This window comes from Emticicia sp. MM, assembly GCF_001649495.1.
Genome location: NZ_LXHX01000002.1, coordinates 34,380 through 46,939, shown reverse-complemented (window position 1 = coordinate 46,939; position 12,560 = coordinate 34,380). Strand labels below are relative to the sequence as shown.

At 37.7% G+C, this 12,560-nt stretch carries 11 protein-coding genes; 4 read left to right on the top strand and 7 right to left on the bottom strand.

Annotated elements, in window-relative coordinates:
• The first annotated feature begins 191 nt into the window (after positions 1-191).
• On the top strand, positions 192-917 hold the full coding sequence (locus A6M55_RS00230; protein WP_064196081.1) for an NrtR DNA-binding winged helix domain-containing protein: 726 nt from the start codon (positions 192-194) through the stop codon (positions 915-917).
• A gap of 32 nt (positions 918-949) precedes the next feature.
• Here the strand turns inward: A6M55_RS00230 and A6M55_RS00225 are convergent, their stop codons facing one another.
• The 5 genes from A6M55_RS00225 to A6M55_RS00205 all read right to left on the bottom strand — a co-directional run bounded on the left by A6M55_RS00225 (position 950) and on the right by A6M55_RS00205 (position 7,914).
• Positions 950-2,908 (bottom strand): glycoside hydrolase family 127 protein, encoded by a 1,959-nt coding sequence (locus tag A6M55_RS00225; RefSeq protein WP_064196080.1) that lies wholly within the window; start codon positions 2,906-2,908, stop codon positions 950-952.
• Positions 2,909-3,182: 274 nt separating this feature from the next.
• On the bottom strand, positions 3,183-3,962 hold the full coding sequence (locus A6M55_RS00220; RefSeq protein WP_015029043.1) for a TSUP family transporter: 780 nt from the start codon (positions 3,960-3,962) through the stop codon (positions 3,183-3,185).
• A 21-nt stretch (positions 3,963-3,983) separates the two neighbouring features.
• Positions 3,984-4,541, bottom strand: coding sequence for a PepSY-associated TM helix domain-containing protein (locus A6M55_RS00215; RefSeq protein ID WP_064196079.1), 558 nt, complete (start codon positions 4,539-4,541; stop codon positions 3,984-3,986).
• Positions 4,542-4,560: 19 nt separating this feature from the next.
• Positions 4,561-6,660: a molybdopterin oxidoreductase family protein gene (locus tag A6M55_RS00210; protein ID WP_064196078.1), complete on the bottom strand. Its 2,100-nt coding sequence runs from the start codon at positions 6,658-6,660 to the stop codon at positions 4,561-4,563.
• Between the two features lie 39 nt (positions 6,661-6,699).
• Entirely contained in the window at positions 6,700-7,914 is a 1,215-nt protein-coding gene (locus tag A6M55_RS00205) for an acyl-CoA dehydrogenase family protein (RefSeq protein WP_064196077.1), read from the bottom strand.
• Between the two features lie 172 nt (positions 7,915-8,086).
• Between A6M55_RS00205 and A6M55_RS00200 the strand changes: the two genes are divergently transcribed.
• The 3 genes from A6M55_RS00200 (at position 8,087) to A6M55_RS17650 (ending at position 10,979) form a co-directional block, all read left to right on the top strand.
• Positions 8,087-9,481, top strand: coding sequence for a BamA/TamA family outer membrane protein (locus A6M55_RS00200; protein ID WP_064196076.1), 1,395 nt, complete (start codon positions 8,087-8,089; stop codon positions 9,479-9,481).
• 122 nt (positions 9,482-9,603) lie between these two features.
• A complete protein-coding gene (locus tag A6M55_RS00195) occupies positions 9,604-10,083 on the top strand; it encodes a hypothetical protein (protein ID WP_156510949.1) in 480 nt (159 codons plus the stop codon).
• 182 nt (positions 10,084-10,265) lie between these two features.
• Positions 10,266-10,979 carry a collagen-like protein gene (locus A6M55_RS17650; protein ID WP_015029037.1) on the top strand — a complete coding sequence of 238 codons (714 nt, stop codon included), beginning with the start codon at positions 10,266-10,268 and terminating at the stop codon, positions 10,977-10,979.
• Positions 10,980-11,143: 164 nt separating this feature from the next.
• Here the strand turns inward: A6M55_RS17650 and A6M55_RS00185 are convergent, their stop codons facing one another.
• On the bottom strand, positions 11,144-12,052 hold the full coding sequence (locus A6M55_RS00185) for an EamA family transporter (RefSeq protein WP_015029036.1): 909 nt from the start codon (positions 12,050-12,052) through the stop codon (positions 11,144-11,146).
• 83 nt (positions 12,053-12,135) lie between these two features.
• Positions 12,136-12,555: a Fur family transcriptional regulator gene (locus A6M55_RS00180; RefSeq protein WP_015029035.1), complete on the bottom strand. Its 420-nt coding sequence runs from the start codon at positions 12,553-12,555 to the stop codon at positions 12,136-12,138.
• Positions 12,556-12,560 lie beyond the last annotated feature (5 nt).

The window sequence follows — 12,560 nt, the reverse complement described above, 5'->3', positions numbered from 1 at the left end:
GAGCTTTCTCATACTAACAGGCTGATATAGAAGTGAAAAATTATTTCTGAGACAAATGTATAAATAAAAATAATATTGTCTGAAAAATAGACAATATTATTTTTTTATATTGTATCTTTGAATAGTAATATTTTACAAGCGGTTTATTTTAAGGATTAAACTTATCCTTACGAATCATAAAGCACACCATCATGAAACTTTTTGACGAACATAATTTTATTCAGCAACTATCAATAGATTGTGTGATTTTTGGGTATAAAGAGAAAGAGTTAAAAGTATTGATTTCAAAGGTAAAAGTCGAACTTGATATATATACTTTGCCCGGTGGTTTTATTAAGCAAGAAGAAAGTATTGACGAAGCAGCCAAGCGTATTTTAGAAGAAAGAACTGGACTTAAAGATATTTTTTTGGAACAATACAGAGTTTTTGGTGAGCCTTTCCGCATTAATCACGAAATTTTTGAGAATATCAATAGTTTGAAAAAAGAATGGCTCGAACAAGGTGTTTTGGATGAGAATGATATTAACTGGCTATCAAAAAGATTTGTTTCCATTGGCTATTATGCATTAGTTGATATCAATAAAGTGAGTCCGCAGAAAGGTTTATTTGATGAGTCTGTTGACTGGTATAATGTAAAAGAATTGCCGTCCATGATTATGGATCATAATAAAATGGTTCAATTTGCCCTCGAAACGCTTAGATTATTCCTTGACCAAAAACTAATCGGCTTTAATCTTTTGCCCGAAACTTTTACCATTCGTGAAGTGCAAGAACTCTACGAGGCGGTGTATGATAAACCTTTTGCAAGAAATAACTTCCAAAAGAAAATCTTAGATATGAACGTACTCGAACGCCTCGAAAAGAAATTTACGGGTGCGGCTAATAAGGCTCCGTATTTGTATAGATTTCGGAACTGAATTTGAATCAAATTCAGTTCCGAAATAGTATGTCAATAATTCACCATGGCATTTTTCACTTTTCGTGGGAGCCAAACTTGCATTTGTCCACTTCCACGATTACACCATGTATAATACGGAATCGCAGTGATACGCTTCTTCACAGGCTTAAAACTTAAACCATCTGGTGTTGGTTTGAAGGTCGTCGCATCGGTCTGAATTGCAATGATTGGCTCGCTAAGAACTTGTTGCGAAACTTCGGTAAATTTGGCATTATCTGGCACAATAAAATCCCATGCTTTACCTTCATTATCAATGCCTTCTACACAATACACCAAGGGGCCACGTTGTAGAGCCATTCTATCGTTATCTTGTTTCAGTTCATTTCGTGCCACTATTTTTCTCACATCCATTGGCAATTCAAAACTCACAATATCCCCTGCCGACCACTCTCTGTCAATGATAGCATAGCCATTTTCGATCTTATAATCAATCTTTCTTCCATTGACCATCATGGCGATATTTGCCGCATAATTACCTAAGTAATGGTATAAATTGCCCGCAACTGGCTCATTGGTTGTCCAACTCGGAATTCTTACGTGCAGCGTATATTTTGTTTTTGTACTCGGATTCATCGAAATTTTCACTTTTCCATTGAGCGGATAATTGGTTTCGATACTTGTTAGAATTTCAGTATTTCCCAGCTTGATATTCGTATTGCTTCCTACAAAAAGATTGACCCAAATACCATTCTCAGATTTTCCGTAGATATAATCGCCCAAAGAGGCAACCAAACGAGCAATATTCGATGGGCAACAAGCAGTTCCGAACCATTCACGGCGAGCATGACGCCCAATGGAAGCCAAAGGATTACCGTAGAAAAAGCGGTCGCCACTAAGCGAAAGTCCATCTAAAGCTCCGTTGTAGAGGCTTCTTTCCAAAACATCAATGTATTTACTTTCTCCCGTGAGTGCATTCATTCGCTGATTCCAAAAAACCATTCCGACCGAAGCACAGGTTTCGCAGTAGGCATTTTCGTTAGGTAAATCAAAATCTTGGCTAAAACCTTCGTTACTTCCCGACGAACCAATTCCTCCTGTGATATACATATTGCGGTGTACAACATCTTCCCAAACTGTTTTCATGGCGTTCATATAACCCGTATCACCCGTATTTACCGCCACATCGGCTGCACCTGTGTATAAGTACATCGCACGCACGGCATGACCCGTAATTTCTTTTTGGTCTTTTACAGGAATTGCATCTTGGCAATAGGCGGGGTCTTTCCAATCATCCCAAATTACGCCTTTGCCATTTCCTCTGCCTCGTTGATTAAGAAACCACTCCGAAAGCTTTAGATAACGCTCATCTTTAGTCGTTCGGTAGAGTTTTACAAGAGCCAATTCTATTTCTTGATGCCCCGAAACCCATGGACGGTTGGCAAGTCGGAAAGTTTCGTCAATGTGATTAGCAAAGCGAATAGCCACATCGAGTAATTTGCGTTTGCCAGTAGTATTATAATAAGCCACCGCTGCTTCGATAAGATGACCAGCACAATAGTCTTCGTGCTTTTCCATATCTGTCCAGCGGTTTTGGAGGCCATTGAGCGTATAATAGGTATTCAAATAACCATCGGGCAATTGGGCTGCCGCAATTTTATCAATCCATTCATCGGTTTTCTTTTCGAGTTCAGCGTCGGGATGATTTTTGAGCGAATAGGCCATCGCCTCAATAGCCTTATAGACATCTGAGTCGTCGAAATAAATACCTTCGTGTTTTTCACCTAATTTACGAGCTACCTTCTCAAAATTTCTGATACGAGGTGTTTTTACTTCAGTTTGCACAATACAGGCTTGCAACGTAGTGGTAGCTACCTTATCCATTTTGGGTTTCCAAAAAGCATCAGTAATGGAAACCTCTGAAAATTTGACTGGCTCTATTTTTCGGAGATTTTGGGCAAAAGATTGACCCCACAAAAGACCCAAGAAGAGTATTTTTGGTAAGTTTGTCATAGTTTTGGTTGAATATGTCGTAAATTCCTTAGCTAATAATTATAAAAATATCAGCCAAAGAATATACAATAATAGGGTAATTCAGCCAAAACACCATGATTTAGCAGAAATAATAGAAAATACCTTTGCTTGATTAGGTTTAAAGCCTTACTTATTCAGATATTAAAAGAATATGTATGAGTTCGGGCGTGATTATGAGGTTGAAATAGAGAAAAAAAATATCTTTCAAATCATAAAGACTTTATATTTTCCTTTTACAATTTAAGTAAAAATATCATTGATAAAATCCATACATTTTCAGAATATCGTAGCCGAATCTTAGAATTAAGCCAAAAACTACTACTAAAAATAAAACCCGTATGAAGCCATTACCTCTAAGCAAGGCCATTCGGCTTCCTACAAATGAACCAGCCATATTGCAAACCATCATTGGTAAAGCTACCCCAAAAACAACATATCCTTTGGCCACGAAAAAGATAAGTGAGCATATATCAGCCACAACATTTACGACTTTAGAAATGGCCGAAGCTGTAAGAAAATTGTATCCGACAATACTTACAAAACCAAAAACCAACAAACTACCAGTTCCGGGTCCAACAAAACCATTGTAGAAGCCTGTTGTCATACCTATTAATAAACCATAAATCGGAATTTTACTTAGTTCAAATTTATGGCGGTCATGTTGGCCTAAATCTTTCTTTCGGTAGGTATAAATCGCAATAAGTGTCATTAAAATCAGAATCGTTGGCTTTAAAATTTTCTCGCTCATGTGGCTCGAAATCAATGCTCCTGAATACGACATCACGCCTGCCCCTACTCCAGCAAAAAGTACCGTTTTTAGTGGTATTTTTACTTTTTTAGAATACTGATAACCAGCTACGGCCGTTCCCATAAAAGAAGCGAAGCGATTCGTACCGATAATCTGTGGCACAGAATAATGCGGGAATAAAATAAATAAAGCAGGTGCTTGCACAAGCCCTCCACCGCCAACTATCGAATCAATAAAACCAGCTACAAATGCAGCTAAACAGGCAAAAAATGTAATAATTGTCAAAACTTAAGAATTATAAAATTATCAAAGTGCTTTTTGTTTTTTGATGCGTTTCGGATTATACCATAACCAAAACCCACTAAAAGAAAGCAAAATTAAACCTAAAGCTAGAATTGTTGTATAAAAGAGTTTAATTTCATCATTTGGTGTTTTAATAAAAAAATCAAGAATTGAACCATCATGAATTTTTTCAATAATATCTGATTTTCTAGTAGCTATCGAAACCACCTTTCCTGTGGCACAATCAACCTGTAACTCAGTGAAGTTTTGAATGAAAACAATTTTAGCAACTCCTTTTTGTGGACGAACATCAATTCTATCTATTTCAGTCGAAAGCCCTAAACTATCTTTAGCAAACCGTTGTGCTGATGCTTGAATAGAATCGAGCGAAACCCATGCTTTTACTTCTACATTCGACCCTTTTTTCGTACTTGGCAATAAGCCAATATTCTTTTTCCAACCTAAAAGCAAACCCGTGAATCCAATTAAAAACATGAATACAAACAAGGGTATTGAAATCCATTTATGAATTTTTCGATAAAATCGGGTGGATTGAGCTATTTTTTCTGTTTTGGCAGACACTATTTATCAAATATTTATTTTAAATCTTTTCAATTCTAACATTCACATTATTGAAAGCGGCATTGCCAGTAAGTTCATCAATAACCAATTCATCGGTTAAGTCATTGATACTTACACCCGCATATTTTTCGGCCACATCTAACTTTACGCCCTTTCTTGCATGTCCATAGCCGTGTGGCATGCTCACTACTCCACGCATCATTTGGTCGGTGATTTCTACTGGAATTTCTACGCTACCTACTCGCGAACTTACCTTCACGATAGCTTGATTTTCTATATTTAATCTTTTGGCATCTTCAGTATGTATCATTAACGTACAGCGATTGCGTCCTTTTACCAACCTTTCTGAATTATGCATCCAAGAATTATTATCTCTTAAATGCCTTCTTCCAATGAGCGTAAAATCGAAGCCTTCACCCGAACCTGTCTGTAAAAGCTGTTGACTCAGTCGCTCAATGTCTTTCACTAAAATTGCGGGAGCAGCATTAATTCGCTTATTTTCGGTAAGTAATCTATTTGGCAAACAACTTTTGAGTGGCCCCAAATCTATTCCATGAGGATTTGCCCGAAGCTTTTCTAAAGACAGTCCGTAAGGACCAAATTGTAGCCCTAAATCTAGTTTTTGTTCTGGTGGTTCTGCCATGAATCCTTCATTACTTGAGGTAGGATGAGCCATTCTATAGGCCAATTCTTGGTAAATTTCCCAATCATATTTTGCACCTTCAGCCTTCGAAAAAAGTGCTTCCGAGAATTTAACAGTATTCCGCACAGCTAAAACGTGGAACGTCATATCGTAGTGTGGAACTTCTAGCCCAGTAGCAGGAGGCAGAATAATATCGGCGTGGCGAGTTGTTTCATTGATGTAAATATCAATTGCCACCATGAATTCTAATGATTCAAGGGCTTCGTCAAGTTTTCCACCATTAGGTGTAGATAAAACAGGATTTCCACAACTTGTTATTAAACACTTGATTTGTCCTTCTCCTTCAGTAAGGATTTCCTCTGAAAGCGTCGCTACTGGCAATTCACCCAAAAATTCGGGTAATTTTCTAACCCTACTTTGCCAACGGTTAAAACGATTATCGGTTTTTGCTCTTGCCAGAAAATCGACGGCTGGAGCAGTAAACATTGCTCCGCCTATTTTATCCAAATTTCCTGTTAATAAATTAATGGCATTAATGAGCCATTGTGCAATACTTCCAAAAGTTTGCACCGAAACCCCTACTCTACCATAGCAAACTGCGGTTTTTGCTTGCGTGAAATCTAGCGTCAATTGGCGAATATTTTCAGCAGAAATACCCGTTTGGCGTTCAACTCTTTCGGGAGTAAAATCGCTTGATATTTCTCTTAATAAGTCAACATTATCTGTAAATTCAGCTAAATGCTCTAATTTCACTAAATTCTCCGCAAAAATTATATGAATCATTGCTAGAAGCAAAAGAGCATCAGCTCCGGGGCGAATGAAGAAGTGCTGGTCGGCCTTGGCCGCAGTTTCGGTAAAGCGTGGGTCAACCACAACTACTTTTCCTCCTCTTTTCTGAATAGCTTTCAAGCGATTAGCTACATCAGGCACCGACATAATACTTCCATTTGATGCAATCGGATTTCCACCAATGATTAACATAAAATCTGTAAAATCAATATCTGGAATGGGCATGAGCATCGGATGCCCAAACATCTGCCAAGCAGCAAAATGATGCGGAAGTTGGTCGGCCGAGGTGGCCGAAAACATATTTTTTGTTCGCAAAGACTTGGCAAATAATGGCGAATTCATTGTTGTGCCTAAATTATGAATCGAGGGATTACCCTGATACATAGCTACAGCATTATTGCCACATTTTGCTTGAATTTGCTTGATTTTCTCAATAACTTCTTCAAAAGCTTCTTCCCAAGAAATTTGTTGCCAGCCCTCTGGGGTTCGTTTTACTGGATATTTTAGTCGGTTTGGGTCTTCATATATATCTTTCAAAGCAACTGCTTTCGGACAAATATGCCCTCTACTGAATGAGTCATTTTTATCGCCCTCTATCTTGCTCACAACTCCATCAGTTACTGTTATTTCAAGGCCGCACATGGCCTCACAGAGATTACATGTACGGAAGTGCGTTAAGTTTTTCATTATAGGTTTGTTAGTGTTGAATAGTTTTCTCAAACTTAACTACTTCTTCCGTGTATCAAGGCCATAACCTTTCAAAATACCGCGAGCTAAGGCCGTTTTATGAACTTCATCAGCCCCATCATAAATACGTGCCCCTCTCTCATGAGCGTACCAATAAGATAATAAAATATCATTCGTAATACCCAATGCTCCGTGAGTTTGAATGGCACGGTCGATTACACGAAGCATCATGTTGGCAGTGAAAAATTTTATCATCGAAATTTCATCACGTACAGCCGCAGCACCTTTTTCATCTATATTTTTGGCCGTACGAAGTACTAATAATCGTGCAGCATCAATTTCTGCTCTACTTTCAGCAATAAAGCCTTGGATAAATTGCATCTCACCTAGCATCACACCTTCAGCCATTTCTCTTGAAGCGGCATATCGGCACATTAAATCGAAACTACGCTCGGCAATGCCAATGAATCGCATACAATGATGAATACGTCCGGGTCCGAGGCGTTCTTGTGCAAGTAAGAATCCACTTCCTTCTACTCCAATTAAATTAGCTTGAGGTACACGCACATTATCGTAGATTACTTCCGCATGGCTAGCCCAGCTATCGCCTACGTGCCCCATTATTGGGATATTTCGTACAAACTTAAAACCCGGCGTATCGAGTGGCACTAAAATCTGACTTGCCCTTTTATGCGGTGCTGCTTCAGGATTAGTTACAGCCATCACAACAGCAAAAGCTGCTCCATCGGCTGAAGAAGTAAACCATTTATGGCCATTAATTATATAATCATCGCCATCTTTTACAGCCATAGTTCCCATACGAGTTGGATTTGATCCTGCAAATTCTGGTTCAGTCATCGAAAAACAACTTCTGATTTCCCCATTCATCAAGGGCTTCAAATATTTATCTTTTAAATGCTTAGGAGCATATTTGTGCATTAGCTCGGTATTGCCAATATCAGGAGCTTGTGTATTAAATACAAAATGCCCAAAAGGCGAACTTGCCAACACTTCACTAATCTGCCCAAACTCACAGAGACTCAGACCCAAACCACCATCTTCTTCGGGTAAGTGCAGCCCCCAAAGTCCTGCTTTTTTTACTAATACTCTTTTTTCCTGTAGCAGTGGCTCTATGTGCGAAAAATTATGTTGAAGATTTTCGGTTGTCTCAAGTGGATAAAGCTCTGTTTCTACAAATGATTTAATCTTTGGTAAGAGTTCTTTAAGTTTCTCGGTAACAAATAGGGTTTCCATACTTATTGGTTTTTATTGTTGATTCCATAAATTATGACTTAAAGTTAGTTTTACATTCCTGATGGCACAATATTTTATCACATTTCTTAAAAAATAGTTTAGATTTGGCGTTATCTATCATACAAGATTTTCGTACATTGCTATAAAACCCCATTTTGATAAGCTTTTTTTAATGATTAATCGTCTATTTTTTATTGGTCTTTGTTTAGTGCAAGTTGCTTTCCAAGAAGTATTTGCCTCCGATTCGTTGGTTGTGCATCAGATAAAAGTTATTGGTAATCTTCGAACCAAAGAAAAAATAATTTTTAGGGATATGGCCATCAAACAAGGAGATAAATTAGTCAAGGATAAATTAAGCGAAGCACTTGAAGCCGACCAGAAAAAGATTATTAATACCAATTTGTTTGTTACGGTCAAATTAACCTCGCAAGAACTCGAAGATAATCAAGTAGATATAACAGTAGAAGTAAAAGAACGACTTTACTTAGTTGTTTTACCTGTTTTTTATTTAGCTGACCGTAATCTCAATGAATGGTGGTATGAGCGAAACCGAGATTTTAGGCGAACTATTTATGGCATTTATGCCCGACATGCGAATCTTACAGGCAATAATGACCAACTAAAAATCAGAGCTGAAGTTGGGTTTATTCCAAATTTCGAAATTGCGTATAGTACTCCTTATCTTGATAAATCCCTACAAACAACGTTTTCGCTGGGAGCTTTTTATGCCATTAACAAAACAATGGTTTACAGAACTTGGCAAGATAAATTTCAGTTTCTCGAAAGTGAAAATCGGCAACGAGAACGCCTAAATTTCTATGCAGTTTTATCTCGAAGAACAGGCTTTTTTCAAAATCAATATTTACAACTAACTTATAATCATACCCAAATTGGGGATACTATTGCCAGATTGAACCCCAACTATTTTTTAAATGGGCGAACACTGCAAAAGTATTTTCTAATCAGTTATTCTTATATTTTCGACCGCCGAGATAATCGACAATATGCTCTGAAAGGATATAGATTTAGTTTTGATGCTATTAAATATGGTATCTCGGCCAAAGATGATGTAAATATGTTGAGTTTCAGCGGAACGGCAAGCCAATACATTCAAATTCACAAAAACTTTTTTGCGAATTATAGTATTAGAGCAAAAGTCTCATTTCCACAAAGACAACCATTTTTACAAACCCAAGGATTAGGCTATCGGAATGATTTGGTTAGAGGATATGAACTTTACGTAATTGATGGCCAGAGTTACGGACTCCTTAAAACGAATACTAAGTATCGCATGTTAGATAAAGTTTTTGATTTGAGTCGTTACCTAAAAGTAAAGCAGTTTAATACATTACCCGTTGCGGCTTACATAAATACCTTTTTTGATGTGGGTTATGTAAAAAATAAATTTCCCGAATTAAATAATACTAAATTTGCAAATCAATGGTTAGTTGGTGGTGGTGTCGGCCTTGATGTAGTAACCTGGTATAATGTAGTTGGCAGACTCAACTACTCTTTAAATCAAGCAGGTGAACGAAGATTATTTTTTAATTTATCTAGAGAATTCTGATACGACTTACCCAAAAACCATTTTACATTGTGTATATTTCACCAAATAAATTTATGAAAGCCCATTGTTTAGTTCTACTTTTGTTAGCTGTTGAATGTAGTAACCCAAAAAAAACAGAGACCTTGGAAGTTTTAAATCCTCCATCCGACCAAGTTATTGAAATAAATAACTCGCAGAAACTACTACAAACAATCATGGGTACAGGCGAAGGTATAGTTAGAGGTATCCAGTTTGGCGATGCTATTGCAGACGTTAAAAAGAAAGAAAAAGCTGAGTTATTTGAAGAAGATGAGACGCATGTTGGATATTCTTTTGATACTCCAAACCTTGAAACAATTGATATACTCTACCAAAAAGATAAGAATAATCGTGTATCTGGTATTGAATTAGACATTTACATGAATACTGATACCTCCAATGATAGTTTGAAAAATGAAATGGTAAAGCAATTTACCAGTCTCTATGGGCAACCTTTACCCAATGGTAAGCTACAAACTTGGGCCTTAAAACCCAACGGAAAGGTAAGTATCAAAGTAATTAAAAATAACTTAGATAGAGGTTTAGAAGTTAGATTTACGCAATCTTCAAAGCCACTCCAATAAAAAGAAAGTTTATTGATATAAAAGCTCAAAAAAGTCTAAATAGATTTTTTGAGCTTTTTTTGTTTATAAGTCAATGAGAATCACTAATATTATGCTCTTAAACAACTAAATTTGGCATAAAACTTGAAGAAATTTAGTAAAAGTGCTTTTCAAAATTAGTACAACAAACCCAACCACGTATTATGAAAACTAAAGTTAAACTTACGCTTTGCGTTATGTTGCTAGGGTATTTAATGCTCTGTAGTTGCGAAGGGCCGCAAGGACCACAAGGTGCTCAAGGTCAACCTGGAATACAAGGCCCCAAAGGAGATACCGGAGCTGCTGGGCCACAAGGGGCAACCGGACCGCAAGGACCAGCTGGCCCACAAGGAGCAACTGGCCCACAAGGGCCAACTGGGGCTCAAGGGCCGGCAGGAGCACAGGGAGCAACCGGACCGCAAGGACCAGCTGGCCCACAAGGAGCAACTGGCCCACAAGGGGCTCAAGGAGAACCTGGCACTGCCAATGTAATCTATTCTGATTGGTCAACACCAACTTCATCAGATTGGCAAAAACTCACGGAGAAGAATTACATATTTGGCATCACAGAAGCCAAAATTACACAAGATATTATTGATAAAGGTGTGGTATTGGCCTACTGCAGACAAGTGGCGAACGGTCCAGCCTATTTACTTCCACTAATGCTCCAAACTGGTTCTGGACTAACAAACTACAATGTTTCGGCCGCAATAGGGAAGGTAAACATTACGTTTGTAGAGTTATTGGATATTCAAGGAAAACCTGCCACAGGCTTACAATTTCGATATGTAATTATTCCAGGCGGGATAAAATCAAGAGCAAATCTTGATTACTCTAATTTTGAAGAAGTTGCCAAAGCTTTTGGCATTCCAAAATAATTATGCTTCTCATTTCTACATTTACGTAGATGATTTAGTGTAAAATTTAAATTTGTCAGGAAAATAATTGAAGAAAGACACCCAATGGGTGTCTTTCTTGTTTAGTTTTTTTTATATCTGATAATATTATCCAAAAACTAACAAAACCATTGAAATAAAGCATTTTAGACATCAACTTCATGCGGCTTTCTTTTTCTACCCAAAGTCATCATGGCTACACCCGCTAAAATTATCGCCGAAGCTAACATTGAGCGAGAGGTGAGTCGCTCATTAATAAAAATCCACCCTAAAAAAATAGCAACAACCGGATTTACGTACGCATAAGTAGCTGTAAGTTGTGGAGGAGCATTATTTATCAACCAAACATAAGCAGTATAACCTACGTAAGAACCTATCAAAATCAAATATACCATCGCCCAAAATGTACTATTACTCATATTGAGCAATGAGTGAATTTGGTCTTTTTCAAAAATAATGCTCATGGTCAGGGAAAAACATCCACCCACTACCATCTGAATAGCGGTTGACTGAAGTGACTTTGGCAAAACCAAATAAGGTGATTTAAGCGAACCAAACGCCCAAGCAATCGAACCTAAAAAAACAATAAATGCAGGAAAAAGAGCTACTTCTCTCTGTCCAATTTGCTGGGTAGGATTCAACAAAACAGCCATTCCAACCAAACCTAAAACCAGACCAATAGTACCAATAAATGATGGTTTCTCATTACTAAAGAATAAGAAATCGAGTAGAATCATCCAAGCAGGCAATGTGGCAACTAATAAAGCCACCAAACCCGAAGGCATTAATAAAAGAGCATATGCAACGGCACAATTACCCACCCCACTGAGCAACACACCTATCAAAGCGGCATTACGTGCTTGTTGAAGCGTAGGCAAACCTTGTCCACGAAGTAATGTAAAAAGAAAGAGTAAAGAACCTCCAAGCAAAAATCTTGTACAAGAAATCAACAAAGGAGGTAGCGAATCTAGGGCAAATTTTACACCCAAATAAGTCGAACCCCACACGATGTACACAATTCCTAAGGCTATGAGTATTTTTGTTTTCTGCGACATTAAAGTTTTAAGTTTAAAGAAAAAAAATTACCATTTCGCCAATAAAATTGGCAAAATGGTATCGTAAAGGTTTTTTGGGAAATTTATTTTACACAGGTCGGGCAAGTACCTTGCACCAACATATTAACTTCTGTTCGTTTATAGCCATCTGGCAAATGAATCATCGGAATATGCACACTTTCTATACATGTAGTATTTCCACAAACAATACATTTAAAATGCACGTGGTCATGATGATGTTTCTCGTGGCTACACTCCGTAACCCTGCAAAGAGCGTACTTGGTTCCGCCTTCATCATCAAGCACCTTATGTACTATTCCTTTCTCTACAAATGTCTTTAATGTGCGGTAAATAGTCACACGGTCGAAACGCTGTCCAAACATCGCTTCCAAATCGCCATGCGAAAGTGCATAATTATTGCTCTGAAACGATTGTAGAATATCAGCTCGACAACCAGTGTGCCGTAAATCATACTCTTTAAGTGTATCTTTCGCAGGATTCATATTTA